Source organism: Bacteroidia bacterium, from assembly GCA_041391665.1.
Lineage (GTDB): Bacteria > Bacteroidota > Bacteroidia > J057 > J057 > JAGQVA01.
This window is the reverse complement of the sequence record JAWKNO010000002.1, coordinates 1,892,025-1,918,803: the sequence shown is the minus strand read 5'-3', so window position 1 is coordinate 1,918,803 and position 26,779 is coordinate 1,892,025. Positions and strand designations below refer to the sequence as shown.

Annotated in this window: 22 protein-coding genes; 19 read left to right on the top strand and 3 right to left on the bottom strand. The window is 45.8% G+C overall.

The window, feature by feature from the left end:
• Positions 1-2: 2 nt before the first annotated feature.
• The 12 genes from R3D00_19315 to R3D00_19260 all read left to right on the top strand — a co-directional run bounded on the left by R3D00_19315 (position 3) and on the right by R3D00_19260 (position 11,626).
• Positions 3-629, top strand: coding sequence for a LysE family transporter (locus R3D00_19315; protein ID MEZ4775343.1), 627 nt, complete (start codon positions 3-5; stop codon positions 627-629).
• Positions 630-639: 10 nt separating this feature from the next.
• On the top strand, positions 640-2,736 hold the full coding sequence (locus tag R3D00_19310) for a glycoside hydrolase family 97 protein (GenBank protein ID MEZ4775342.1): 2,097 nt from the start codon (positions 640-642) through the stop codon (positions 2,734-2,736).
• A gap of 24 nt (positions 2,737-2,760) precedes the next feature.
• Complete coding sequence (locus tag R3D00_19305) at positions 2,761-3,795, top strand: hypothetical protein (protein MEZ4775341.1); 1,035 nt, start codon at positions 2,761-2,763, stop codon at positions 3,793-3,795.
• A gap of 7 nt (positions 3,796-3,802) precedes the next feature.
• Complete coding sequence (locus R3D00_19300) at positions 3,803-5,623, top strand: carbamoyltransferase (GenBank protein ID MEZ4775340.1); 1,821 nt, start codon at positions 3,803-3,805, stop codon at positions 5,621-5,623.
• 27 nt (positions 5,624-5,650) lie between these two features.
• Positions 5,651-5,800: a DUF5989 family protein gene (locus tag R3D00_19295; GenBank protein ID MEZ4775339.1), complete on the top strand. Its 150-nt coding sequence runs from the start codon at positions 5,651-5,653 to the stop codon at positions 5,798-5,800.
• Positions 5,801-5,803: 3 nt separating this feature from the next.
• Positions 5,804-6,166 carry a hypothetical protein gene (locus tag R3D00_19290; protein MEZ4775338.1) on the top strand — a complete coding sequence of 121 codons (363 nt, stop codon included), beginning with the start codon at positions 5,804-5,806 and terminating at the stop codon, positions 6,164-6,166.
• 72 nt (positions 6,167-6,238) lie between these two features.
• Positions 6,239-7,495 (top strand): family membership, encoded by a 1,257-nt coding sequence (locus R3D00_19285; protein MEZ4775337.1) that lies wholly within the window; start codon positions 6,239-6,241, stop codon positions 7,493-7,495.
• Positions 7,496-7,559: 64 nt separating this feature from the next.
• Positions 7,560-7,922, top strand: a complete 363-nt coding sequence (locus R3D00_19280; protein ID MEZ4775336.1) for a hypothetical protein — start codon at positions 7,560-7,562, stop codon at positions 7,920-7,922.
• Positions 7,923-8,289: 367 nt separating this feature from the next.
• The gene (locus tag R3D00_19275) at positions 8,290-8,643 is read left to right on the top strand and encodes a DUF4406 domain-containing protein (GenBank protein MEZ4775335.1); all 354 of its coding nucleotides are present in this window, start codon (positions 8,290-8,292) and stop codon (positions 8,641-8,643) included.
• A gap of 156 nt (positions 8,644-8,799) precedes the next feature.
• A complete protein-coding gene (locus R3D00_19270) occupies positions 8,800-9,039 on the top strand; it encodes a hypothetical protein (GenBank protein ID MEZ4775334.1) in 240 nt (79 codons plus the stop codon).
• A gap of 5 nt (positions 9,040-9,044) precedes the next feature.
• The gene (locus R3D00_19265; protein ID MEZ4775333.1) at positions 9,045-9,455 is read left to right on the top strand and encodes a putative toxin-antitoxin system toxin component, PIN family; all 411 of its coding nucleotides are present in this window, start codon (positions 9,045-9,047) and stop codon (positions 9,453-9,455) included.
• A 230-nt stretch (positions 9,456-9,685) separates the two neighbouring features.
• Complete coding sequence (locus R3D00_19260; protein MEZ4775332.1) at positions 9,686-11,626, top strand: glycoside hydrolase family 127 protein; 1,941 nt, start codon at positions 9,686-9,688, stop codon at positions 11,624-11,626.
• A gap of 30 nt (positions 11,627-11,656) precedes the next feature.
• Here the strand turns inward: R3D00_19260 and R3D00_19255 are convergent, their stop codons facing one another.
• Positions 11,657-12,418 (bottom strand): cupin domain-containing protein, encoded by a 762-nt coding sequence (locus R3D00_19255; GenBank protein MEZ4775331.1) that lies wholly within the window; start codon positions 12,416-12,418, stop codon positions 11,657-11,659.
• Positions 12,419-12,492: 74 nt separating this feature from the next.
• Here R3D00_19255 and R3D00_19250 point away from each other — a divergent pair, with 74 nt between their 5' ends.
• From R3D00_19250 to R3D00_19230, 5 genes are all read left to right on the top strand, one after another.
• Positions 12,493-13,416: a prolyl oligopeptidase family serine peptidase gene (locus tag R3D00_19250; protein ID MEZ4775330.1), complete on the top strand. Its 924-nt coding sequence runs from the start codon at positions 12,493-12,495 to the stop codon at positions 13,414-13,416.
• 104 nt (positions 13,417-13,520) lie between these two features.
• The gene (locus R3D00_19245) at positions 13,521-15,269 is read left to right on the top strand and encodes an FG-GAP-like repeat-containing protein (protein ID MEZ4775329.1); all 1,749 of its coding nucleotides are present in this window, start codon (positions 13,521-13,523) and stop codon (positions 15,267-15,269) included.
• Between the two features lie 54 nt (positions 15,270-15,323).
• Positions 15,324-15,893 (top strand): NfeD family protein, encoded by a 570-nt coding sequence (locus R3D00_19240; GenBank protein ID MEZ4775328.1) that lies wholly within the window; start codon positions 15,324-15,326, stop codon positions 15,891-15,893.
• A gap of 9 nt (positions 15,894-15,902) precedes the next feature.
• A complete protein-coding gene (locus R3D00_19235; protein ID MEZ4775327.1) occupies positions 15,903-17,417 on the top strand; it encodes an SPFH domain-containing protein in 1,515 nt (504 codons plus the stop codon).
• 7 nt (positions 17,418-17,424) lie between these two features.
• Entirely contained in the window at positions 17,425-18,207 is a 783-nt protein-coding gene (locus R3D00_19230; GenBank protein MEZ4775326.1) for an alpha/beta hydrolase, read from the top strand.
• 7 nt (positions 18,208-18,214) lie between these two features.
• Here R3D00_19230 and R3D00_19225 read toward each other — a convergent pair whose 3' ends face one another.
• Together R3D00_19225 and R3D00_19220 are read right to left on the bottom strand one after the other, a co-directional pair.
• Positions 18,215-18,718 (bottom strand): hypothetical protein, encoded by a 504-nt coding sequence (locus tag R3D00_19225; GenBank protein ID MEZ4775325.1) that lies wholly within the window; start codon positions 18,716-18,718, stop codon positions 18,215-18,217.
• The gene (locus R3D00_19220; GenBank protein MEZ4775324.1) at positions 18,711-19,817 is read right to left on the bottom strand and encodes an AAA family ATPase; all 1,107 of its coding nucleotides are present in this window, start codon (positions 19,815-19,817) and stop codon (positions 18,711-18,713) included. The genes R3D00_19225 and R3D00_19220 overlap by 8 nt, the downstream gene beginning before the upstream one ends.
• Before the next feature lie 118 nt (positions 19,818-19,935).
• On the opposite strand from R3D00_19220, the gene mfd reads away from it, so the two are divergent.
• Entirely contained in the window at positions 19,936-23,325 is a 3,390-nt protein-coding gene (gene mfd / locus R3D00_19215; GenBank protein ID MEZ4775323.1) for a transcription-repair coupling factor, read from the top strand.
• Between the two features lie 184 nt (positions 23,326-23,509).
• A complete protein-coding gene (locus R3D00_19210) occupies positions 23,510-26,755 on the top strand; it encodes a multicopper oxidase domain-containing protein (GenBank protein ID MEZ4775322.1) in 3,246 nt (1,081 codons plus the stop codon).
• Positions 26,756-26,779: the final 24 nt, after the last annotated feature.

Below are 26,779 nucleotides of genomic sequence, written 5' to 3'. Positions count from 1 at the left end.
TCATGTTTACACTTCAGACTTTTCAATATCTGTCTATCGGGGCACTTTTGGGCTTGACCGCAGGCATTTCTCCGGGACCCCTGCTGTCACTCATGCTGATGGAAACCCTTAGGCACAATCTGAAAGCAGGGATTAAGATTGCCTTTGCACCGCTGATTACAGATTTGCCGGTTATTTTGATTTCGCTGGCGATTTTCTCCCGCCTATCAGCATTTCATACCGTGCTGGGCCTGATTTCGCTCGCCGGCGGTATTTTTATCGCTTACATGGGGTATGAAACTTTCCGTACAAAGTCGCTGACTCCTGATCCTGAAACAAACCCATCTTCGCTTCGGATTGGCATTATTACCAATTTCCTCAGCCCGCACCCCTATCTTTTCTGGGCAACAATCGGCGCACCATTGGCACTAAAAGCAGCCGAAACCAATACACTGTCTGTGATACTGTTTTTCTTGTCTTTTTATCTGTTATTGGTCGGTTCAAAAGTAGGGGTTGCCCTTATTGCCGCCCGGTCCAAAACATTTCTGAACAACCAGTCTTATCTGCGGCTTATGCAGGTATTGGGCATTTCTCTATTTCTGTTTTCCCTCTATTTTTTGTATGATGGGATGAAAATGATCTTGGAATAATTACCGCAAAATGAAAAATATATTTCTCTCAGTTCTTCTCATCGCCACAGGTTTTTTTCTGCATGCTGCCGGGCTTACATCACCGGATGGTGCGCTGGTTTTGACTGTAACGGTTACGGATGGCGCACCCACTTATCGACTCGATTATAAAAGCCGCCCGGTCATTCTTCCAAGCCGTCTGGGGCTGGAACTAAAAGACGCACAATCGCTCACCACAGGGTTTGCGCTTACGCAAAGTGCGACTTCAACTTTCGACGAAACCTGGGAACCAGTATGGGGAGAGGTAAAGGCGATTCGCAACCACTACAACGAGCTGGTCGCACACTTTACCCAGGCATCTTCCCGGCGGAGTTTTATTGTCCGGTTCCGGCTGTTTGATGATGGACTGGGCTTTCGGTACGAATTTCCCCAGCAGGAGAATCTGGGTTATTTTATCATTAAAGAAGAAAAAACACAGTTTGCCCTCGCGGGTGATCATACAGCTTTCTGGCTGCCGGGCGATTTCGATACCCAAGAATACAGCACGGTTACTTCCAAATTATCAGAAGTACGCAGTAAAATGGCCGCAGCTATCACGCCCAATGCCTCACAAACGACCTTTTCAGAAACGGGTGTACAGACTCCGCTTATGCTCAAAAGTGATGACGGCTTGTATATCAACATTCATGAAGCCGCTCTGGTAGACTATTCCTGTATGTCGCTGAATCTGGACGACAAAAACTTTGTGCTTGAATCTTTCCTCACCCCCGATGCCATTGGAGACAAAGGATATATGCAGACCCCCTGCCAGTCGCCGTGGCGTACAGTGATTGTAAGCGATCAGGCAACCGATATTCTGGCATCAAAACTGATTTTAAACTTAAATGAGCCCTGTAAATACTCTGATGTATCGTGGATCAGGCCGGTTAAATATGTCGGGGTCTGGTGGGAAATGATTACCGGGCGCAGTTCGTGGGCTTACAACAACTACCAAAGTGTAAAACTCGACCAGATTGATTACAGCCAAACCGAACCCAATGGCCTTCACGCTGCCAATACTGCGCATGTCAAAGAGTATATTGACTTTGCCGCACAGCATGGCTTTGATGCCGTGTTGGTGGAAGGATGGAATACCGGCTGGGAAGACTGGTTTGGCAAATGGAAGGATTACGTTTTTGACTTTGTTACGCCTTATCCCGATTTCGATGTGGAGGAAATCCACCGCTACGCGGCAAGCAAAGGAGTGGAAATGATCATGCACCACGAGACCTCCGGCTCCGTCCGCAACTACGAGCGGCATATGGACAAAGCCTACCGGTTTATGGTGGACAATGGCTACCATGCGGTAAAAAGCGGATATGTAGGCGATATACTTCCCCGAGGAGAATACCACTATGGGCAATGGATGGTCAATCATTATCTGTATGCCATCACAGAGGCCGCAAAGTATAAAATTATGGTCAATGCCCACGAAGCGGTTCGCCCTACCGGTTTGTCCCGTACCTATCCCAACCTGATCGCCAACGAGTCTGCCCGCGGCACAGAGTACGAAGCCTTTGGCGGAAGCAACCCTGACCATACCACGATTTTACCGTTTACCCGTCTGATGGGCGGCCCCATGGACTATACACCCGGTATTTTCGAAACCAAAGTCTCCAAAATCAACCCAAAGAATAATTCTTTTGTCCATTCTACCCTGGTGAGGCAGTTGGCGCTCTATGTTACGATGTACAGCCCTTTGCAGATGGCAGCGGATTTACCCGAAAACTACAACCGTTTTCCCGATGCGTTTCAGTTTATCAAAGATGTCGCCGTGGACTGGGACGACACGAAAATCCTGGAGGCGGAGCCGGGAGACTATATCACCATTGCGAGAAAAGCCAAAGGAACGGGTAACTGGTTTATCGGTAATACCAGCGACGAAAACGGACATCAGGCTAACATCAAGCTCAGTTTTCTCGACCCCGGCAAAAAATACCAGGCAATCATTTATGCCGATGCCAAAGACGCCCATTATGAAACCAACCCCCAGGCCTATACCATTAAAAAGATGGAAGTGACGAGCAAGACGGAACTGACCTTACAGGCTGCGCCCGGTGGAGGGTTTGCGATTAGTATCATGGAATAACTAACGGGTAAGTACAGTTTCTGTTTGGAGAGCCCCCAGCCGCATATCACCCCGCTTCGGTCCCAGGTTTTGTATGGGCTGTATATTGCTTTGCTGTTTTTTCCTTGTCTGGAAGCGGCTTTGTGGATTCTCGGTTTCCGCCCTTACCGGCAGGTGGCATACTCGATTGAGTCATCTCCCGCAAACTGTATACTCCCGCATGCTGAACTGGGTTTTGGGCTCAACCCGGGTACCTATGAAGTGACGATCAATCACGGACTGAAATATACCGTTTCGCATGGAGAGGATTCCCTTCGAATTACCACCTACAAACTTCGGGCAGAAGCTTCCCCTGATTCTGTCTATTTTTTGGGTTGTTCATTCACCTACGGAATGGGGGTTTCTGACAGCTTGACTTTTCCTTTTCTTGTAAATCAATATTTACCCAATACCTATACTAAAAACCTGGGGGTTCCTGGCTATGGAACGGTTCAGGCATATTTGCAAATCCGGCGACTTATCGCACAGCGGGAAATTCCGGGTACCATTATCCTCAACTATGCAGACTTTCACGACGCCCGCAATTCGCTGACCCCGGCCTATCGGCGTGATTTATATATGGGTTATCAGCGGTCAGACTCTTTGGTACAAACCCGTATGCACGGGAGCCGAATTCCCTACCTGAGTCAGGAAAATACAAACGTGCATTTCTGCAAATGGGAAGACCTTTACCAGAACTGGGAGTACCGGGAAACCTTTGCATCCGTAAATTTCCTTCAGGACCTGAGAGACCAAAGCCAGCGCCGCGCGATTGATGCCAGGGCCAATACGATCCAACTATTTTCCATGATCAAGGCCCTGTGTAATGAGGCACATATTCGCCTTGTAGTAACGGGAATTACCCATTCGGCGGAGACAAAAAAGATGCTGGCGTTACTGGAGAAATCAGGAATTGAAACACTCGATATTTCCGTTGATCTTTCGCTGAAAGAATATACAAATGCGCCGTTTGACGACCACCCCAATGCGGTGGCCCATGAAATTTATGCAAAAAAAATAATAGACTTTCTTTTACCATAACCGGCGAATGAAGAAGATTTTAGGTATATCCGGGTATTACCACGACTCCGCAGCAGCACTGATTATCGGTGGGCAAATTGTCGCCGCAGCACAGGAGGAGCGATTTACCCGAAAGAAAAATACGGATGTCTTTCCCGCCCGGTCTATTCGTTTTTGCCTCGAACAGGCCGGGCTGGATATAGACGAACTGGATGCCATTGTCTTTTATGAAAAACCTCTCCTCAAATTTGAGCGCCTGTTGGAAACCTACTATGCCTTTTCTCCCCGGGGGGTACAGTCATTTTTAAAAGCGATACCTGTCTGGCTGAATGAAAAATTATTCCTCAAAAAAATACTCATTGGCGAGCTTAAAGCTATTGGAAACTACGATAAAAAACGCATTCCGCTGCTATTTTCCGAACATCATTTATCCCATGCTGCGAGCGCATTTTATCCTTCTTCTTTTGAAAAATCAGCGATTCTGACCATCGATGGAGTAGGGGAATGGTGTACCGCGGCGATTGGTTCGGGAGATGGCCGTGACATCACCATTCATAAAGAATTGCGTTTCCCCCATTCAGTCGGATTGCTGTACAGCGCATTTACCTATTACCTCGGTTTTCGGGTCAATTCGGGCGAATATAAACTCATGGGCCTGGCTCCTTTTGGCGACCCCGGTTCTCCGCAGACACGCGGGTATATTGAAAAGATCAGAACCCAAATGATCGATATCAAAAGCGACGGTTCTGTATGGCTCAATCAGGCGTTTTTTCGGTACGCCACAGGTCTGCGAATGACCAAAGACAAACAATGGGAGAAATTGCTGGGTTTTCCCAGGAGGGCGCCTGAATCTGCCATCGAGCAACATCACAGCGATCTGGCATTGGCAATTCAGACCATCACGGAAGAAATGGTGTTAAAAATGGCGGTGGAGGCCCAAAAGATTACGGGGATGGATACACTTTGTCTTGCGGGCGGTGTCGCGCTCAATGGCGTAGCTGCGGGCAAATTGCTGAAAGCAGGGATTTTCAGGCAAATATACATTCAACCCGCAGCAGGAGACGCCGGTGGCGCGTTGGGGGCAGCTTTGGCGGTTTATTATTTGTACTTCGAACAGGAACGCAAAATTGATGCACAAAAAGACACCATGGAGGGCGCATTTCTTGGCCCGGCGTATTCTGATAAAACCATCGAACAAATGGCCCGCAGGCAAAAAGCTGTTTTTCAAAAATATACGGATTTTCATCAGCTTGCCGAAAAAATCGCTACAGCACTGGCCAGTGGGAAGATCGTAGGATGGTTTCAGGGACGGATGGAGTATGGCCCCCGCGCATTGGGAAACCGAAGCATTCTGGCAGATGCCCGTCGCGTAGATATGCAGACAAAACTGAACCAGAAGATCAAAAACCGGGAAAGTTTTCGCCCGTTTGCACCAGCCGTTTTGTATGAGGATATGGGCGAATATTTTGATTCCCGATTTGCTTCTCCTTACATGTCATTTGTGGTTGGGGTAAGGGAAAACCGCCGAAAGGCCTTGCCGGAAAATTTTCATCTCTTACCTTTGAAGGAAAAACTGTCTGTTGTGCGAAGCGATGTACCGGCAGTTACGCATTTGGATTATTCTGCCCGGGTTCAAACCGTTCACAGAGAGACAAACCCCCGTTTTTGGGAGTTGTTGACGGAATACAAACGGCAGACGGGATGTTCTCTGCTGGTAAATACGAGTTTTAACGTGCGGAGCGAGCCGATCGTATGTACGCCGGAAGACGCATATCGATGTTTTCAACAAACAGAGATGGATATTCTGGTGGTTGGGGATTATGTGTTTTTCCGGGAATCGTTGGGGTGAGTTTGATACTAAAAATAAATAAAAAAAATGGACATACTTCGGGATCTATGGCAGTATATGCGGGAGCGGAAAAAAATCTGGCTGGCCCCCGTCATCATGATATTGCTGTTTATGGCGATTTTGCTGGTGTATGGTGCAGGGAGTGCGGTTGCGCCATTTATTTACAGTTTATTTTAGGTTATGAAAAAGCATAATCCCTCCCAAACTGTACTGACCATTTCCATGGGGTTTCTGATTTTGTTTCTGATCTACGGATGGAATTGGGCCATTCTGGTTTCCCTGGGAGTAGGCCTTGCAGGCGTATTTTCTCCCAGACTCAGTAAAAAAATCGATTATCTCTGGCTAAAGCTGGGCGGGCTGATGTCATTGATTATTCCCCCGATACTATTGGCGATTATTTTTTATCTGTTGCTATTTCCGCTGGCAATGCTTTCACGGCTATTTGGTAACTCCGATCCGTTAAACCTGAAAAACAGAACAGACTCCCTGTTTATTTCATCCGGGAAAACCTATCAAAAACAGGACTTTGAGAAGATTTGGTGAGGATGGTTAATGATAAGGTATGATTTTGTAATTTGGGAACACAGATCCATTCACCATTAGACGCATTCTGTGATGAGAAAAGTCCTGAAGATTTCCCTGAAAATATTTCTCTTTGGTCTCTCAGGGGCTTTAGTATTGATTTGTGTGTGCTTAGGGTTGTTTTGGGTTGAACACAGTCAGTCGGTAACATTGCCCGTACCCACCGGGACCTATGCAGTTGGGCGTACCACCTTTGCATGGAAAGACAGTACCCGCACAGATAGTCTGGCACCGACGCCTGATGTAAAGCGCGAACTGGTCGTCTGGGTTTGGTATCCTGCGGACTCAGCAAATTCAGACATTGTTGCTGACTATTTTCCTGCGGATTTGCGCAAGGCCCTCAAAGAGCGACAGGGGCCGGTGTTATCAAATATAATTTTGAAAGACTTATCCAAAGTCCATTCTCACAGTATTTTGAACGCCAGGCTTTCATCCAAACAGGTGAGTTACCCGGTTTTGCTGATGAAGTCAGGGATTGGGGCCATGGCCGGAGACTATACAACCCTCGCGGAAGAACTGGCAAGCCATGGTTATGTGGTGGTAGGTTCGGATGCGCCATACAGCACCAGCGTTGTTGTATTTCCTGATGGGCGAGTGGTTTTTGGAACCCAACAGGGAAACCCGGGCGACAGCGCCCCCTCTGAAGAGCGAACCCGTAGGTTGAACCGTTTGGTAACGATTTGGACAGCAGATACCCGTTTTGTTTTGGATAAGTTGGAATCACTCAATAAAGGTGATGTTAATAATATATTTAGCGGGCATTTAAATCTTCAGGAATTAGGAGTTTTTGGACACTCTTTTGGAGGCGCTACAGCCCTTCAGTTTTGCCGGGATGATATACGTTGTAAAGTGTCGGTTGATATGGACGGGGCACCATTTGGAGCGGTGAGCACAACCGGCCTCCCAAAGCCTGTAATGTTTTTATTGGCAGATCATGCTGAAGAATCCGATTCAGCAAGTCTGGAAATACAATCAAACATTCAGTCGATATATGACCGTTTGCCGGAAAGCCGTATCTGGATTAGCCTTCGGGGGGCAAGACATTTCAACTTCAGCGACAGAGCAATTTTGACCGAATGGTTTGTCTCCAGAATATTTGGCGCACTGGGTCCGATTGGCGAAGAAAGGGGACTGACCGTTTCCTCCGCCTGTCTGCGTATTTTTTTTGATGTTTATTTGAAGGCCCGGCCGGTTACAGCAATCAGCAGGTTACCTGAACAATATCCTGAAGTCAGGTTTGAGAGATCACTCCCTCTGTCGCCTCCTCTCCCGGCGGACGCTGGACAGTAAAGGATGCAAAACCAGCAGAAATAGTGAAATCTGCGGAAATCGAAATATCTAAATACTACCTGCCATGAACTACTGTCGCCAAATTTTTCTCCCAGGGTTATTTTTCCTTCTGACCCTTTCACTTTCTGCACAAAATCCCGCACCCGTTACGCCCAATGCTTCCCCTGAAGCCCGTGCATTGCTCGCCTTTATGCAGGGACTTAGCGGAAAACATATCCTCTCCGGTCAACACAATTTCCCGATTTCGGGTGCGCGAAACTCCGAGTTTGCCGGAAACTATATCGGCGAAATGCCGGTGGTATGGAGTCAGGACTTTGGCTTTGCCGCAGACGGCGACAAAGATTCTTATCTGGCGCGGCACTATTCCTCGGCGAGACTCTGCGTTTCAATATGGAATGTTTTGTCTTCGACAAGTAGTTTGAAATGAGACACAGAGTACCGCAAAGTACACGCAAAGTTTCGCGGAGATGTATGTGCCCCCTCTTTGCGTTCCTCTGCGATTCCTCGGCGAGACTCTGCGTTTCAATATGGAATGTTTTGTCATCGACAAGTAGTTTGAAATGAGACACAGAGTAACGCAAAGTACACGCAAAGTCTCGCGGAGATGTATGCGCCCCCCCTTTGCGTTCCTTTGCGATTCCTTTGCGGACTTTGCGTGAACCCTATCATCTCAGATCGAAGATCAGTTTCATTAAGTTGTAAACATATGAGTAACGCAAAGTACACGCAAAGTTTCGCCAAGTTTTCCGTTGTTTGTTTTTCGGATTAATGTGTAATGCCATAAAATTTAACCTATGTCCCAACTCATTCTCGTAGCAGGTCCTTATCGCTCCGGTACCAATGATCAGCCGGAGCTGATCGCCGCCAATGTTGAACATATGAGCCAGGTTTCCCTGACGCTCTTTCGTATGGGCCATTTGCCGGTTATGGGCGAGTGGTTTGCCTTGCCGCTGATCGAAACGGCAGGCTCAAAGCAAATGGGTGACGAAATCTTCAACGAAATCTTCCACCCGGTAGCCATCCGCCTTCTCGACAAAGTGGACGCCGTGCTTCGTATCGGAGGCCCATCGGCAGGCGCCGATGAAATGGTGCGGATCGGGAGGGAGAAGGGGAAGAAGATCTATATGGATATAGATGATATAGGGTAAATTGTGTAAAGGTTGCGGGAACCAAGACAAAAATTTCTTAATCGCTAAAGAATACTTCTCAATACTTTTCGTAAATTTAATACTCGTGCAGACAGATATCAACAATTGAATTGTAGGCAAAAACAGGTGGAAGTCTGTTTCTAAAATATAGTGATTATGGATGCCATACCACAAAATTTCAGATTAAATAATCATCAGTTAGAAATACTTAAGCTCTTTGCAAGAGAGTTAGATGATAATGATATGGTCGAAATTAAAAGGTTGATAGTTAGGTATTTGGCAAGTAAAGTAACACAAATGGCGGATGAAATTTGGGAGAAAAACAATTGGACAAACGAGGAAATGGAAAGAATGTTGAAAACGCATAAAAGAACAGCTTACAACCCCAAAAACTAACTGTTTTGAGAATTGTTCTTGATACCAATGTCTTACTGGTTTCGATCTCCAGTAAGTCAAGATACCGTCCTATATTTGATTCATTTCTGGATGAAAAATATGAACTCTGTGTAACGACAGATATCCTGACTGAGTACGAGGAGATCGTAGGTGAGCATATGGGAGAAAAATTTGCAGAATATGTTCTCCAATTACTTGAGAATGCGCCCAATGTGTGCTGGATAACAAAATACTACAAATGGAATTTAATTGAAGCAGATACAGACGATAATAAATTTGTCGATTGTGCGATTGCTTGCAATGCAAAATATTTAGTGAGTGATGATAAGCATTTCAACGTGCTCAAAGAAAATCTTTTTCCCAAAGTGGAAGTTATCAATACCGAACAGTTTGCAGAAATAATGAAAGAGGCATAATCCGCCTTCTCGACAAAGTGGACGCCGTGCTTCGTATCGGAGGCCCATCGGCAGGCGCCGATGAAATGGTGCGTATCGGGAGGGAGAAGGGGAAGAAAGCCTATTTTTCCCTGGCAGAAGTACCTTCGGCAGGTTAATGCGAAAATTTCTATAGGCTTCCTCCTATGAAAATGACCATTCCTACCTTGTATTTTGAACTTAACAATTATAGTTTTTGCTAAAATCAAAAGATGAAAAAATACATTTACATTTTTCTGGGATTGACCATTTGGGGATGTGGCAATCCTGAGCCAGCGGAAAAACCGTTTGATTATCCTATCTCAGCGGTAGATATAAAAAACGTGGTGCTAATCGATGATTTCTGGCTTCCCAAAATCAGCACTATTCAGGATTCCACCATTCATTATGCTTTTGAAAAGTGTGTGGAAGAAGGCCGGATGGATAATTTTCTGATCGCCGGGAAGAAAATGGCGGGGAAAACAAGAGGGCAAATGCCTTTTGATGATACCGATGTATATAAAATCATTGAAGGCGCTTCCAATACGCTCATCAGTAAACCCAACCCCGCGCTGGATGCTTATTTAGACTCAATTATCGCTATCATAAAAGTCGGCCAGGAACCTGATGGGTATCTGACAACCTGGTTTACCATTGACAGAAAGAATCCTCCCGCCCCATGGGTAAAACCCGCTGAAAAACGCTGGGAGCAGGAAATCTCCAGTCATGAGTTATACAATAGCGGACATCTGTTTGAAGCAGCGGCCACACATTATATCGCAACCGGGAAAAGAAATTTTCTGGATATAGCCCTGAAAAATGCAGACTTACTGGTCGATAACTTTGGGCCTGGAAAATTGAGCATGCCACCTGGTCATCAGATTGTGGAAACCGGATTGATCAAACTATACCGAATCACTCAAAACGAGAAATATCTCAGTCTCGCCAAATTTTTTCTCGACATACGGGGCGACTCAACTACCCATCCTTTATTTGGCGACTACAGCCAGGATCATTTGCCTGTAACACAACAAAATGAAGCCGTAGGGCATGCCGTTCGGGCTATGTACATGTATGCGGCAATGACTGATATTGCAGCATTATACCATGATGCAGCATATCTCGCAGCGGTAAGAAGTCTCTGGCACAATATGGTAGAAAAAAAAACTTACCTTACCGGGGGTATTGGCGCTAAACACGAAGGGGAAGCATTTGGCGGAAACTACGAATTACCCAATCTTACCGCATATAATGAAACCTGTGCGGCTATTGGCAGCGTTTACTGGAATCAGCGTTTATTTCTCCTTACAGGTGAATCAAAACATTATGATGTAATTGAAAGAACGCTTTACAATGGTCTGATCGCCGGGATATCAGTAGATGGTAAAAAGTTTTTTTATCCCAATCCCCTCGAATCCGACGGTAAATATAATTTTAATCAGGGTGCCTGCACGCGCTCTTCCTGGTTTAATTGCTCGTGTTGTCCCACAAATATGATTCGGTTTATCCCTTCGATACCCGGTTTGATTTATGCAACAAACCCGGATGAGCTGTATGTTAATCTCTACATTTCCAACCAGGCAAAAGTTGAAATAAACAATCAATCAGTTGAGTTAATCCAACAGACAGACTACCCATGGAATGGCACAGTGACTTTGTCTGTAAATCCGGCTGAAAAAACTTCATTTACCCTAAAGTTGCGAGTCCCCGGCTGGGCACAAAATCAGGTCATTCCGGGAGGGTTGTACTCGTATATGAACCGGATGGATCAGCGTATTCAATTATCAGTTAATGGCAAAGCCGAACCGGTACACGTAACCAACGGGTATATTGACATTTCCCGGGAATGGAGCAAAGGCGATAAAATCGAAATAATACTCCCGATGGCTGTACGTAAGGTTATTGCAGATGAAAATATTGCAGAGGATTTGCAAAAAGTAGCATTCGAATATGGTCCGATTGTGTATTGCGGAGAAGAAACCGATAACCCGCAATTGGCAGAGCTCAAAATTTCAGACATGGACTCATTCGCCGTTGGGCAAATGAATCATTTTTCCAGTCAGGTAAATATAGTGAAAGGAGATATATCCGGCCAGCCAATTACCCTGATACCCTATTACCTGTGGTCAAACCGGGGGGTAAATAAGATGAAGGTTTGGTTTCCAGCGATTTAGGCGAAATGATTTTATAACTAATCGGTATGCTCACTCCCACCGAAAGGCAAAGTACTTGCATGGGCCTTCTCCAATATTGGTGATCCCGTGTGAGTCCTGTGAGCGCACAAAATACAGATCGCCTGCCGAGCCCTTATAGAGCTGGTCGTTGATCGACATTTCTGCATCTCCATTGATCATCAGGATAATTTCCGAGCCGACATGGGTGTGGGGCGCGTGGCTGGGGCCTTTATGGTCGAGTTGGGTGACATGCATTTCAAACTGCTTGCACATGGCCGTAGCTCTGTCAAAATAGTTGATTCGCCCGCCTTTTTCGTGGGGTTTATATTCGAGTGAATCGACATTCAAAAACAGCTTTCCTCCTGCTTCCTTACATCTTTCAATATCCATAGGTTCTTTGGAGCGAAACATCATCACATAGTAGGTCAGTGGTCCGTCGCCAATGTTTTGTAACGACTGCATCGCCAGTGGCGGAATCAAAATGACGCTGCCTGCGCCTAAAACAGCGTCTTCGCCGTCCATGGTAAATTTCATCGTGCCTTCCTTCACAATGATCACCTCTTCAATATCCGTCTGTGCATGGGGTGGGGCAGGGGTAGCGCCTTTGGCTTGTGTGGTGGCGTGGATTTCGAGATATTCGAAATGCGGCGAAGTGCCTTCAAAGATTTTTCGCGATTCCCGGTCTTTGCTCGTCTTTACGGGGAGTTCTGACCAGCGAAACACACCGGAGGAAATTTCATTCATGGGGGAGTGGGTTAACAGACTGAGGAGAAGGAGATAGATAATATTCATGCGTTTTTGATTAGGGCTTAACCAAAAGTAACTATTTTGCAGGAACACTGACTACTATCCTCAATGAAATTGTTATGAAAAACTTTTTCCTTCTCCTGCTTCTGGCTATTTATCTCACTGGTTGTAAATCGGTAGATAAAAATTCACCCGCAACGGGTGGCAACAATATAAAAGCTTCCGCACAGCTTTCTTCCGAAGAAACCCTTCAATGGGTGGAAAAAAATGTCGATAGCGTATTGGTTCGCCATGTGTTTGCCGCACCCAATGGATTACAAATGGCCTACCGCCTGTTTAGTCCGGACGGGAACATTCGCAAAAAAGTGCCGCTGGTGGTATTTCTACACGGAAGAGGTGATCGTGGGACGGATAATGGCCCTAAAATCTACAAAAGTACAGGTCTTTTTATGAGCGAAAATGCATTGATCGCGCCCAATATGCAGGCGTTATTTCCTTGTTATGTACTGGCTCCGCAATGTTCTGACAAAACCATCAATGAGGAATGGGCGAAATGGGTGGGAAATACTCCGGAGACGCCGTTTAAAGGTCTGGGCAAAGATGGTTCTTATACGATGAGCGAACAGCCTTCTGAATCGGGGGCGGCTGCCTTAGCCCTGATCGACAAACTGATCGATAGCCTCAATATTGATCCTGACAGGGTATATCTGATCGGTAAATCTATGGGCGGATTTGGCACCTGGGAGTTTACGGCCAGAAGGCCGGAACTGTTTGCAGCGGCGGTTCCTATGGCGGGGTATTCTGATCCGGGACAGATTGAAAAAATCAAACATATCCCTTTCTGGATATTCCACGGAAATGTGGATGAGGCAAATCCGGTGGAAGGTTCACGCACCATGTATAAACTGCTGACAGAGGCTAAAGCCGAAGTGAAATACACCGAATATGAAGGTGCCAACCATGGCGAATCATTTCGCAAAGCCTTTAATGAGCCGGAACTGATTCCGTGGATGTTTTCCAAAACCAGGGAAAGAAAAAAATAATGGCGACCCGTTGTCCTTAATCGGCAATTACGCAATTCTCGCACTGAGATCTTCGCGCCAGGTTTTTTAGATTAGGTTTTCTCTACAGGAATAATTGTAAACCTATGAAAACCGAAAACTTACGTTTGGCAATGGCGATCCTGGTAGCGTGTTTTGCCGGATTGCCGTATTTGTCTGCTCAGGGCGGCTGGATTAAAAATACAGATATAAATAATGCCGTCAATCAATATAGCTGTGTGCAAAATTATGCGGGGGCAGCTTTTATCGATATCAATCAGGATGGGTATGTCGATATTTTTGCCGCGCCAAAGACGTATTTTCTTAACGACGGGACAGGTAATTTTCCTGAGATTCACACACTTCCCTTCAACCCACCTAACGCTGCCTGTGGTGTCAGCTTTGCTGATCTGAATAATGACAGTTTACCGGATTGTGTAATTGCCGCCATACAATCAAAGGTGTTTTTTAACCTTGGCCCGGCAGGATTTGCGGATTCGAGCAGTAAGGTGCCGGTTTTTTCCAATTATGCAAGTTTTGGTTGTGCCATAGGAAACCTGAACAACGACGATAAGCCAGACTTTGTATTTGCCCATGCCAATGGCTTTCATCCTTCTCCCACACCGTGCAAGCTGTATGTTCAGTCCCCGTTTGGGTTTAACCCTGTCCGAATTACCGGATATACATTTACCAATACCCTGGCTCCCTATACCAATCCCTATTGGAGTGATTATGATCTGGACGGCGATATGGACCTGTTTATTGCCAGTGGCCCCGCGGTCGGAACCTCGCTGCCTGATTATTGTTTCCGGAATATGTTCGTCGAAACAGGCAAAGACACACTGGTAAAGATGGCATCAGAAAAGTTTGCTATAGACAATCAGGACGGACAGTGTTATAATTTTATTGATTATGATAATGACGGAGATCTTGATCTCTGCCTGTCGAATTACTTTGGTGCGCCAACCCGTTTTTATCGCAATGATGCAGGCATTTATACTTCTGTTTCCCTGCCTTTTACCAATGCCACAACCAACCTTGCCAACTGCTGGGGCGATTATGACAATGATGGCGACCTTGATGTGATTTTCACCAACGACAACCAGTCATCCCGATACTATCGAAACAATGGAAACGGGACATTTACCTCTCTGACCAATGGTTTTACAACCCTTCGCACATGTACAGTTGTCAATGGTGATGTGGACAATGATGGCGATCTCGACTTATATATTCACGGCCTGGGCAATGGCGGTAGCCCCGTTGCCTGCGGTTTATATATCAATGATACCGTAGCAGGTAACCGTAACTGGGTAAATATCACACTGAGAGGAAACCCCTCCAACTATACAGCAATCGGAGCGGTCGTTCGGCTGAAAGCGACAATCAGAGGGCAATCTACATGGCAGATACGGGAGGTAAATGCACAAAATACGTTTCAGGGGCAAAATGACTTGCGCCTCCATTTTGGGTTAGATGATGCTACGGTAATAGAGGCTATTGTTATCCGCTGGCCATCGGGCGGGATTGATACACATGTGAATTTTCCGGTAAATAAATTTTATGAATTGACGGAGGGAAAAGGCGCTGACGGGTTGAATAAAAATCCCGAAAAACCGCTTGCGCTGAAAATTTACCCCAATCCTGCGCATGACCGGATTCAAATCGAGGTTCCCCTAAAGATTGTAAAACAGGCAACATACTCTGTTTCAGAAATAAATGGAAAAGTAGTACTCACCGGAATTTTATCTGCTCATTCCCCAACCATAGACCTATCTAATGTAATAGCAGGGAATTATTTTCTTACCGTTTTGACAAAGTCAGGTACCTGGTCCGGTAATTTTGTCCGCCTGTGAACAACTTGATATTGGAAGCGTTTTTTTTGATATCTTTAGCAATAAATAATTGCTATGGAAACCTTCGGTACATTAGACCCATTACTCAAAACCTTTTGGTTGGTGGCGATTCCTTCGAGTATTTTTTTCCTTCTCCAGACACTGATGATTTTTATTGGTGGACACTCCCATGATCTGAGCGGAAGCGATGGCGGCTTTGATACCGGCGTAGAAGGCGTGGACTCTGTATTTGATCTTTTTTCGCTGAAAAACCTTATCCATTTTTTGTTGGGATTTAGTTGGACAGGAATTGCCTTTTATGAATCGATTTCCAGCCCGATTCTCCTTATCGGTATTGCGCTGATTGTTGGCGTGCTGTTTGTCTATATGTTTTTTGTGGTGATCCGGCAGTTGCAAAAACTGGCTGAAGACAACTCTTTCCAGCTGACAGATACTCTCGGGCAGACCGCAGAAGTTTATCTGACCATTCCTGAAAAAAAATCTGGAAAAGGGAAAATACTAGTAAGCGCGCGGGGCTCGGTACATGAGCTGGAGGCGCTGACGGAAGGAGAAAAAATTTTATCCGGCACGGCCATAAAAGTTGTAAAAATCGAAAACGGAAATATTTTTGTAGAAACCATCTAATAACATAATATGGATCCCCTAATTATTTTGATAGCTGTTATATCCATTGTTCTTTTTGCGACAGTCGCCGCGCTGGCTTCGCGTTACAAAAGATGTCCTTCCGATAAAATTTTGGTCATTTACGGAAGAACGGGCGGGACATCCGCCAAATGTATTCATGGTGGCGGCGCATTTATCTGGCCGGTTATTCAGGATTATGCATTCCTCGATCTAAAACCACTTTCTATCGAGGCCAATCTGACCAATGCATTGAGCCGTCAGAATATCCGCGTGGATGTTCCCTGCCGGTTTACCATTGCGATTTCCACCGAACATGACAATATGAATACTGCCGCTGAAAGGTTGCTCGGTCTTACCTATGAGCAAATTCAGGAACTGGCGAAAGACATTTTGTTTGGTCAGCTGCGTTTGGTAATCGCAACGATGACCATTGAGGAAATCAACTCCGACCGCGATAAATTTCTGGAAAATATCTCGAAAAACGTGGACAGTGAGTTGAAGAAGATTGGATTAAAGCTTATCAACGTCAACGTAACCGACATTAAAGATGAATCTGGTTATATCGAAGCGTTGGGTAAAGAAGCCGCAGCCAAAGCCATCAACGAGGCTAAAATCAGCGTGGCCGAACAGGAAAAAATAGGAGAAACCGGAAAGGCTCTCGCCGATAGAGAAAAAGATACCCAGATTGCCGAAACCCACCGGGACCGCGACGTAAAAATTGCTGTTACCCAAAAAGACCGGGAGGTAAGTATCGCAGCGGCCAAAAAAGACGAGGCAATTGGTAAAGCAGAAGCGGAAAGGGATACCAGGGTGAAAATCTCTGAAGCAAATGCGATCGCCATCACCGGAGAGAATACGGCGAAAATTTCTATTGCAAATTCGGAAGCTCTCCGCAGAGAAAAAGAAGCGGAATCTCTCCGCCTGGCCATCACAGCGGAGAAAGTACAACAGGCAAGAGCCCTGGAAGAAGCTTATCTGGCAGAACAAAAAGCAGAGCTTGCCCGTTCGGAGCGGGAACGCTCAACCCAGATTGCCAACATTGTGGTCCCCGCCGAAATCGCCAAACAGCGGGCGATCATCGAGGCCCAGGCCGAAGCAGAGCGTATCAGGGAAAAAGCCAAAGGCGAAGCCGATGCCATCTTTGCTAAGATGGAGGCTGAGGCAAAAGGTTTGTTTGAAATCCTGACCAAACAGGCAGAAGGATATAAAGACGTAGTCTCTGCGGCTGGCGGTGATCCTACTAAAGCTTTCCAACTCCTGCTCATCGAAAAACTCCCCGAACTGGTAAGAACCCAGGTAGAAGCGGTGAAGAATATCAAAATCGACAAAATCACCGTATGGGATTCCGGCAACGGACAGGGGGAAAATTCTTCCACCGCCAATTTTGTCTCGGGTATGATGAAAACCGTTCCTCCGCTCAACGACCTGTTTAATATGGCCGGATTAAATCTTCCCTCTTACCTGAAAGGCGCCGAACAAACCGAAAAAATCGAAGAAACCGGGGAACAACCTTCCTCAAAATAATCATCATATGTTTCGCTTTCTCTGTATTGCTCTGCTGCTACTGGTTGCCAGTTGTAAGGAAACAAAACAAACTGACAGCCGGGGCGACGGTGGGCAGTCTGTAGCAAGCCAACGTCTGGACCTTATCTTAACAGATACCGCGAGAAACCGCCAGATTCCTGTGGCGGTTTTTTTGCCTGAAAATGAAAAACAGCAGGGCAGACAGCCCGTAGTGATCTTCAGTCATGGATATGGGGAAAATATGCCGGGTAGCAATCTGGCATATTCGTATCTGACAGAAAACCTGGCGGCAAATGGCTATGTTGTGTTTAGCATCCAGCACGAGTTGCCAACAGACGATTTACTGCCCCTTACCGGAATTCCCCAGGTTGTGCGAATGCCTAACTGGGAGAGAGGCAGCGAAAATATCTTATATGTTTTGAGCGAAATGAAAAACCGGTATCCCCAGGCTGACTTTTCAAAACTGACTGTGATGGGACATTCCAATGGTGGCGATATGTCGGTGTTATTCGCCCGTCAGCATCCCGAACTTGTATGGAAGCTGATCACCCTCGATCAGCGTCGGATGGCCTTTCCGCGGGTAAATTCTCCCAAAATCTACTCTCTTCGGTCCAGCGACCAACCCGCAGATGAAGGCGTACTGCCGACAGATGAAGAACAAAGCCAATGGGGAATGACCATCGTAAAGTTGGAAAATACCATTCACAACCAGATGGACGACGACGCCAATGAGACGCAGCGTAAAGAAATCAATGATTGGATTTTGGGGTTTTTAAGGGAGGATGGTTGAATATTGGTTATTCCAAAAGACCCCGTATCATTTTTCTCATAAAAGTTATACCCGTAGTCTCTGCTTCTAAAAGGTCGGAGACCATATGCTTATATCCCAGGTGATTCTGAATATGGGTTTTCTTCAACGTTTTCTTAAAATTTTTAAAATCATCTGGTAATTGGTAGTCAGAAGGAGGTTTGTTGATTTCGGCTAACTCCTGAAGAAGAAATCTTTCAATAGCCGGATCTACAATGAATAAATAGTCGTTGGACGTAGGGTGCTTTTTAAAGGCAACATTAGCGACCTGTTCAACTATTTCAAACTCATCCAGATAAAAAGGCACATTTTTCCTGTCCTTATCAACAAACCCGATATTGAGGTAATTGGGTAAATCTTTTTTTTGAAGTGCTTTGGATACTTCCGAAATGCCCGAGGCATGATTCAGATTACAACTCTCCAAATCTTTGAAAATAATCCTCACCATTTCTGTATCGGCAAAACATTCCGGAATCAAATGAAACTCAGGCATTCGGCACAAACTGATTGAGGTTGAAGAAAATATCCATGCTAAACTGAGAAACCTTGCGAAGTTCTTCTTCGGTTAGTTTGCGGATTTTGGTTTGATAATTTTCGAAGTAGGTGATGAAAACATTTAGCTCACTGGCGTCAAGATTGGAAATCAGGTTTTGAAGCAGATAAGGGCTGTGGGTGGTAATAAAAAACTGGTTGTCCACAGAGTCAATAATTCGATCCGAAAGTTCTTTAGTATAAGGGGGAAAAGAATGCACTTCCGGTTCTTCCAGAATCAGTACCGATTGTTTGTTGGAGTCAATCGCCGCAAAATAGAATACCAGCCGCTGAAAGGTGTCGGCCATGCTGGAATAATGAAATTTACTGACATAACCATCTATATTTTTCTCTATTTCAAACTTATTTTCCTTTTTGTACGCCACAAACTGAAGCCCGTATTCAGCAAAAATTTCTGCGATCTCTTTCCGTAATTCTTTGTTGTGATCGACAATTGTAAACAAATTGCTTCCATTGGGAGGAAGCAAGAAGTAGGGGAATTTGTTTGGAAAAGAGGTCAGAGTACCAAATTGATACTTTTTTACCAGATTGAATGTTGATAATACTAAATCAGAAATATCACCAGTAAGGTTTCCGCTCATTCCAAATGACTTGTAAAGCGATTCAATAGTAGGCGTTTCAGGTAGTAGAGATTCTTTTTTGTGAGCTGTTTTATACGTGTTTTCAATATCTCTGATACTGCCAGTGAAGTTTATTACCTCTTCCACCCAAGCCCCGTTTCCAATCAATAAATCTACCTGATTAATATTGTTGTTATGAGAACGGAGTATTGACCGGCCTTTATCCGTATTCACCTCCACTCGATTCAACAAATCATCATCATAAAACAGATTGGAAATCTCCTCATAGCGGATAAACTCACTCAGATACTTCTGCTCATTTTGTGAATAATGCGCGCCCAACAAGCTGATAGCCTCCAGAATATTGGATTTGCCGACATTGGGTTTGCCGATAAATACATTCACCCGGGCACAATCTGTTTTCAGGTTCTTAATGGATTTAAAGTTTTTGATTTCAACCTCGTTGAGAATGTTCTGCATGTCCACTTCTGTTTAAGGTAAAATTACAAAAAAACCCGTTATCTTTGCGCTGTCTGAACCCGGATACCCCTGAAAAGGTTGTCCGGGCTTAACGTTTTTTATAATAGTAATCCTGACTGTGAAAATTGAAGACATTTTACATCTGTATCAGTCTGACCATCAGCTGATTGATTTTGCGACCAAACTCAAAGAGGCCAAAGGGGAAAAGTTCCACCTCAAAGGTACTGCCGGAAGTCAGCCTTCTTTTCTGATGGCAGCGCTTTACCGTCTGGCGCACCGGAATATGGTTTTTGTGCTCAATGACAAAGAAGAGGCGCTCTATTTCCACAACGACCTTCAGGGAATCATGCCCCGGAAGGAAATATTCTTTTTTCCTGCTTCCTATAAGCGCCCCTACCAGGTGGAGGAAATTGACAATGCCAACGTTTTGCAACGCGCAGAAGTCCTCAATGAAATCAATCACACGCAGTCGGGCAGACAGGTGATCGTCACCTTCGCAGAGGCACTCAATGAAAAAGTCGTAAACAAAAAATCTCTCCAAAGCCATACTTTTGAAATCACTCAGGGCGCAAGTCTCGGGATGGAGTTTATGGAAGAACTCCTCGACTCCTATGGATTTGAGCGCGAAGATTATGTGTATGAACCCGGTCAGTTTGCGATACGTGGCGGAATCCTGGATATTTTTTCCTTCGCCCACGATATGCCGTACCGCATTGAGTTTTTAGGGGATGAAATTGATACGATCCGTATTTTTGATCCGGTAACCCAGATTTCAGAGAAAAAGGTAAACCGCATCTCCCTCATTCCCAATATTCAACGCAGCCTCCAGACAGAAACGAGGGTTTCATTCTTAGATTATATTTCTCCATCCACCCTGATCTTTGCCCGAAATCTGGACTTCGTGCAAGCCGATCTCGACCGGATGTACCACAAAGCAGAACAACATTATCTCAAGTTGGTAAAGGACAGCGGCGGTGCGGCTTTGAGTGGAAAACCTGAAGATTTATATCTTTCCGGTGAAGCCTTTGCCCGGGAACTTGCCGGCTTCCCTGTGGTAGAAGTTTGTCAGTTGCCTTTTTTAAAAAACCATGCGTTTACACTTGAATGGAAAGGAACAGCACAGCCTGCCTTTCATAAAGAATTCGCCCTGCTGGCTCAACACTTTAAAAGCAACAGCAAAACGGGCATCACCAATTATGTATTCTCCGGAAATGACAAACAGATTGCCCGGCTGGAGGAAATCTTTTTTGAAGTAGATAAAGCTGTGGCGTTTGTGGGTGTGTCGGGGGAGTTTCACGAAGGATTTCTCGACCAGAAGCTCAATATTGCCTGTTATACCGATCATCAGATTTTCGACCGTTATCACCGTTTTAAATCCAAGTCCAGCGTACAACGTTCACAGGCACTGACGCTCAAACAATTGCGCGAACTGAGTCCCGGCGACTATGTGGTTCACGTCAGCCACGGAATCGGGCGATTTGCCGGGCTGCACACCATACAGGTAGGCGACCATATTCAGGAGGCAGCGAAAATTATTTATACAAACAGCGACGCTATATTCGTCAATGTAAACGCGCTGCATAAAGTTTCGAAATACTCGGGAAAAGAAGGGGTAGAGCCTAAACTCAGCAAACTGGGTAGCGGCGCCTGGGCGCGGGCTACGGCCAAAACCAAAAGCAGAATTAAAGAACTTGCCTACGACCTCGTTTCGCTGTATGCAAAACGCAAAGTTCAGGAGGGATTTGCCTTTCAGCCTGATACCTATCTGCAGGTCGAACTGGAAGCTTCTTTTATGTATGAAGACACTCCGGATCAGCTTAAAGCTACGGAGGATGTAAAAAAAGACATGGAATTACCTCACCCCATGGATCGGCTGGTATGTGGGGATGTCGGATTTGGCAAAACCGAAATCGCTATCCGTGCGGCCTTTAAAGCAGCGGCTGATGGGAAACAAGTCGCGGTTTTGGTACCCACCACCATCCTTGCACTGCAACATTATAAAACCTTCAGGGAACGACTCAAGGACATGCCGGTTACCGTTGATTATGTCAACCGTTTCAAGTCCTCCAACCAGATTAAAGAAACCCTTGAAGCAGTTGCCGAAGGAAAAACCGAAATCCTTATAGGTACCCATCGCCTCGTTTCCAAAGATGTGAAATTTAAAAACCTGGGCCTCCTGATCATAGATGAAGAACAGCGGTTTGGGGTGAATGTAAAAGACAAACTAAAGGTTATTCGTGAGACCGTGGATACCCTTACCCTTACGGCGACTCCCATTCCACGTACTTTACAATTTTCTCTGGCAGGGATCCGCGACCTTTCGGTGATTGCTACCCCTCCACCCAACCGGCAACCGATTGAAACGGTGATTACGACCTTTTCCCCTACGATTTTGCGTGATGCCTTAACCTACGAACTGAAACGGGGCGGGCAGGTGTTTTTTATTCATCCCAGGGTGAAAGACATCATAGAGATTGCCGGTACAATCAAACAGCTGGTGCCGGATGCGCGAATTCGTGTAGCTCACGGGCAAATGCAGGGAGAAGAACTGGAAGATGTGATGACCGCGTTTATCGAAGGTGCTTTTGATATTTTGGTTTCCACCACCATTGTCGAGTCAGGGCTGGACATTCCCAATGCCAATACGATCATCATCAACGAAGCCAATAACTATGGTCTGGCAGACCTCCACCAGATGCGGGGTAGGGTAGGGCGCTCCAACCGAAAAGCATTCTGTTATCTGTTGGCACCACCTGAAATTGCGCTTACCCAGGATGCCCGCAAGCGGCTAAAGGCAATGGAAGAATTTTCTGACCTGGGAAGTGGTTTTCATATCGCCTTGCGCGACCTCGATATCCGGGGAGCGGGCGACCTGCTGGGCGCCGAGCAAAGTGGGTTTATTTCAGAAATCGGGTATGATTTGTATCACAAAATTCTCGATGAGGCAGTGAGAGAATTGAAAGAAGAACACTTCGCCGATTTGTTTGAAGATGAAATAAAAAACAAAAAAATTGTTTGGGTGGATGATTGTAAAATTGATCTGGACCTTGAAATCCGCCTCCCGGAATCCTATGTCCCCAGTATTCCGGAGCGATTACAATTTTACCGGAGAATTGCCGCCGCCGAAACCGAAGAAGAGTTGTTGGACATCGCCAAAGAGATGACCGACCGGTTTGGCGAAATGCCCCGGCAGGTAAAAGCCCTGTTTGACGCTACCCGTATCAGAGAAACCGCCAGCAGGGTAGGAATCGAAAGGGTTGTGCTGAAGGGCGATGTTTTGCGGTTGTTCTTTGTTTCCAATCCGGAATCGACGTTTTATCAGTCGGCGTATTTTGCACGGATTATTGATTATGTGCAAACTTTTTCGGCGAAGGTTACCCTGAAAGAAAGTGAGAAGTTTTTATCCCTGGTTTACCAAAGAGTGAAAGATATCGAAACTGTTCTCGAAAAAATCAATGATCTGGTACGATTTGTGCAATTCATTCCGGGTGAAAACCAGGTTCAGTAACCCGGTGAAAACTGGCTGTATAAAAAATAAGGGGTAGATATTTATCTTGTTGATTTTTTCCGAATAGCGTAATAAAAAGTGACTTATGTCATTGGTTGCTGGTGCCGATCTTGGTAGTATTACCAGTTGTTTTAGAAGGGTTAAAAATATTTTAAGGGGTTTTTGTTTTGATATAGATGTTTTTATGACCAAAAGGCTATACTTTCCCTACTTGTTTTTGTTCTTTTTCTTTGCTCTGTTTTCTTTTTCTGATCTCTCCGGTCAGACTTTTACTGAAAGTACGCTTTCCGGTACCATCGGCGTAGAACCAACCGTTCTCAAATTTGGTCCGGATGGCCGATTGTACATTTCACAGCAGAATGGGCGTATCCACGTCTATGAAGTAATCCGAAATACTGCCAACGATTATTCGGTTGTACCAGGTACGATTGAAACCATTGACCTGGTGATGAATATTCCCAATCACGATGACGATGGTACGCTGAACCTCACCGAAAATACCCGTCAGGTAACGGGGATGCTGGTTAGGGGCACGGCTTCAAACCCGGTAATTTATGTTTCGTCTTCTGATCCGCGTATTGGCGGCCCTACAGGCGACCTTGGGCTTGACACCAATTCTGGTACAATCTCCCGCCTTACCTGGAATGGTAGTGCATGGGAAAAGGTTGATCTGGTAAGAGGATTGCCCAGATCAGAAGAAAATCACAGCACCAACGGACTGGCCATGCGGGGCGATACCCTCTTTGTCTCCATCGGTGGATTTACCAATGCGGGCGGGCCTTCCAACTATTTTGCCAAAACGAATGAATACGCCTATAGTTCTGCCATTGTACGCATCAATCTTACCGCGATTGATGCGCTTCCCACACAGACAGATGCCCAGGGACAGGACTATAAATATAATATGCCGACAGTAGATGATCCGGACCGCACCAACTCCAGTACTACCCCTGGTTATACCGATCCCAACGATCCCTTTGGCGGGAATGACGGGTTGAATCAGGCAAAAATTGATCCTGCTGGCCCTGTGCAAATCTACGCTACCGGTCTTCGCAATTGTTATGACCTCGTGATTACACAGGCGGGGTATATGTTTACCACAGACAACGGCGCCAATGGCGGGTTTGGAGGCTACCCTGTCGGCGAAGGACCGCCGGTAGCAGGTGTGTCCAGTGCAACCAATGATTACAATCCTGCAGAAACTGGTTCTGTCAACAATAAAAATGGTCTTCATTATGTAACCGGACCTGGTTATTATGGGGGACATCCCAATCCGATTCGCGCAAACCCTACCGGTGCAGGACTGTACACAACCAACGTTTTTCGTACCAGTACCTCAGGCCCTAATCCTTTACCTGCAGACTGGCCGCCGGTGCCCGCAGGAATGGCCAATCCGATCGAAGGCGATTTTCTGATGCCAGACGTGGATAATGCTGCCTTGATGTCCTTCAACCTTTCCACAAATGGAATGGCAGAATACACCGCATCAAATTTCAGCAGTGCCTACAAAGGCGACCTGATTTGCGTCAGTTACAATAAAAAAGTCTATAGAATCAACCTCAATGCGACTGGCAAAGCTGTCACAGGCGGGGCGAATATCCTGATATCCAATGCCGGGGACAAACCGCTGGGTATTGATACACAAGACGACAATGGAGACTTTGCCGGTACGATCTGGATCACCAATCATGGCGATGGTAAAATCAAGGTATATGAACCTTCTGATTACTGTCAGGGAACAAACGCCGCCTCTCAGGTAGTGTTTGATCCATCCGGTACCGGAAATATTGACGTTTCCACCGATGCTTCAGGTTCTTTCCAACTGACCAACAATTCTCCCGCAGGAATGAAAATCGAAAAAGTGATGATCGACCTGCGTACCGGCATGCTTCAGGATATGGTATTTGACCCCAATGGCACTGCCGGTGAAAGTTTTGCGAAAACATTTACTCCTGATGCCGGCGCGGCTACGACCGGATATTCTGCTTTTAATTTTCTTTCGGCGCATGATAACGGCTATGATGTGCTGGAAATATTTTTTACCCACTTTGATCCGGGAGAAACGTTCACCTTTTCTGTTGATATTGACCCCACTTCTATTCAGGGTACCATTGCCCCCGGCCCCAATAATGCCGGATATGTATCCGGGCTCGAACTTACCGGCGTTTCGGTTACTGCCTATTACAGTGGTTGTGCCGAACATACTACCCGGATATTTGCTATCCCCGGCGATGTCGAAGGCGCAGAGAACTGTGTGCAGGAAACCCCTCCGGCCACTCCAACACTGACTATGACAGGGTTGGCAGGGCCAGATGTTACGGTGTTTACGCCTTCTCAAACCGCCCATATTGTGGGCCCCGCCGGAGCAACCGTAAAGCTGCTCGTTGCGGAAGCTGCACGTTATATTTCAGGGGCTGGCTTTGATCTCGATCCCTATGAGGCCAACTCTGTCGTGAATGTCACGGAATACAGCGCGGTGATTGGCGGTGGCGGTTCTGTGGATATCCCGGTTACCCTTACCATTAAAGACGTTTATTCCGGTTATAACCATATCGTGGCGGTGATCGAAAATGGCGGTTGTTACAGCGCACTTTCGACTATATGGCGGGTAAAATATGAGATACCCATTACCCCGCTGGAATATACACTGCATATTAATTCGGGGATGCTTTCCACCCCTGATCTGCAGACATTCCCTTATCTGGCGTTTAATGATACTTCCGTTTTCTCTGTTGACAACTCGGTAGTCCGGGTAGCCTTGGGGCAGACGATCAATTTGAAGGTAATCAACCACGATACCCAGCCACACAATTTTCAGGTTCAGGGGCAGTCATTGAGCGCCGCTGCCATTCCCGCTGGTGACTCGGCAACCTATTCGTTTTCCTACTCTACCGAAGGAATCTATATTTTCTATGATAATCTTTCCGGCCAGGACAACAGTTATATGGGGCTGGCAGGGATTATCGATGTGCAGTTGTTTTCGGGCAATAGATTTTACTGGAATATTCGTGAACACGAAAGCATGTGGAATTTTGTCCTGAACACTGGCGGAACCGTCAATTATCCCGATTATGAGCCTGATTATTTTACTGTAAACGGAAAAAGTTATCCCGACTTACAGGCAGATACAACGGCCATTATTAAAGCAAATGTTGGGGAGACCATTCGACTTATTATCAGTAATACCGGCCTTCATAAACATTCCATCCACTTTCACGGATACCATCTGGAGATTCTCTATTCGACTAAATTTCCTTCACATGTGGGAAGAGAAAAAGATTCTTTCCCGATTGATCCATTCGAAAGTCTGATTCTGGAATTAACCCCTGACAAATCAGGTACTTATCCGGTGCATGACCATAACCTGATTGCAGTAACCGGGGCGGGCGAATATCCCAATGGCATGATTGGCTTCATTACAATTAACTAAATCCATGTTTCTAAAATATATTTC

Bases quoted from the DNA above. Each gene is read 5' to 3' on its own strand.
- R3D00_19315 (MEZ4775343.1), top strand. From the start codon at position 3: ATGTTTACACTTCAGACTTTTCAATATCTGTCTATCGGGGCACTTTTG.
- R3D00_19310 (MEZ4775342.1), top strand. From the start codon at position 640: ATGAAAAATATATTTCTCTCAGTTCTTCTCATCGCCACAGGTTTTTTT.
- R3D00_19300 (MEZ4775340.1), top strand. From the start codon at position 3,803: ATGAAGAAGATTTTAGGTATATCCGGGTATTACCACGACTCCGCAGCA.
- R3D00_19295 (MEZ4775339.1), top strand. From the start codon at position 5,651: ATGGACATACTTCGGGATCTATGGCAGTATATGCGGGAGCGGAAAAAA.
- R3D00_19290 (MEZ4775338.1), top strand. From the start codon at position 5,804: ATGAAAAAGCATAATCCCTCCCAAACTGTACTGACCATTTCCATGGGG.
- R3D00_19285 (MEZ4775337.1), top strand. From the start codon at position 6,239: ATGAGAAAAGTCCTGAAGATTTCCCTGAAAATATTTCTCTTTGGTCTC.
- R3D00_19280 (MEZ4775336.1), top strand. From the start codon at position 7,560: ATGAACTACTGTCGCCAAATTTTTCTCCCAGGGTTATTTTTCCTTCTG.
- R3D00_19275 (MEZ4775335.1), top strand. From the start codon at position 8,290: ATGTCCCAACTCATTCTCGTAGCAGGTCCTTATCGCTCCGGTACCAAT.
- R3D00_19270 (MEZ4775334.1), top strand. From the start codon at position 8,800: ATGGATGCCATACCACAAAATTTCAGATTAAATAATCATCAGTTAGAA.
- R3D00_19260 (MEZ4775332.1), top strand. From the start codon at position 9,686: ATGAAAAAATACATTTACATTTTTCTGGGATTGACCATTTGGGGATGT.
- R3D00_19255 (MEZ4775331.1), bottom strand. From the start codon at position 12,418: ATGAATATTATCTATCTCCTTCTCCTCAGTCTGTTAACCCACTCCCCC.
- R3D00_19250 (MEZ4775330.1), top strand. From the start codon at position 12,493: ATGAAAAACTTTTTCCTTCTCCTGCTTCTGGCTATTTATCTCACTGGT.
- R3D00_19245 (MEZ4775329.1), top strand. From the start codon at position 13,521: ATGAAAACCGAAAACTTACGTTTGGCAATGGCGATCCTGGTAGCGTGT.
- R3D00_19240 (MEZ4775328.1), top strand. From the start codon at position 15,324: ATGGAAACCTTCGGTACATTAGACCCATTACTCAAAACCTTTTGGTTG.
- R3D00_19235 (MEZ4775327.1), top strand. From the start codon at position 15,903: ATGGATCCCCTAATTATTTTGATAGCTGTTATATCCATTGTTCTTTTT.
- R3D00_19230 (MEZ4775326.1), top strand. From the start codon at position 17,425: ATGTTTCGCTTTCTCTGTATTGCTCTGCTGCTACTGGTTGCCAGTTGT.
- R3D00_19225 (MEZ4775325.1), bottom strand. From the start codon at position 18,718: ATGCCTGAGTTTCATTTGATTCCGGAATGTTTTGCCGATACAGAAATG.
- R3D00_19220 (MEZ4775324.1), bottom strand. From the start codon at position 19,817: ATGCAGAACATTCTCAACGAGGTTGAAATCAAAAACTTTAAATCCATT.
- R3D00_19210 (MEZ4775322.1), top strand. From the start codon at position 23,510: ATGACCAAAAGGCTATACTTTCCCTACTTGTTTTTGTTCTTTTTCTTT.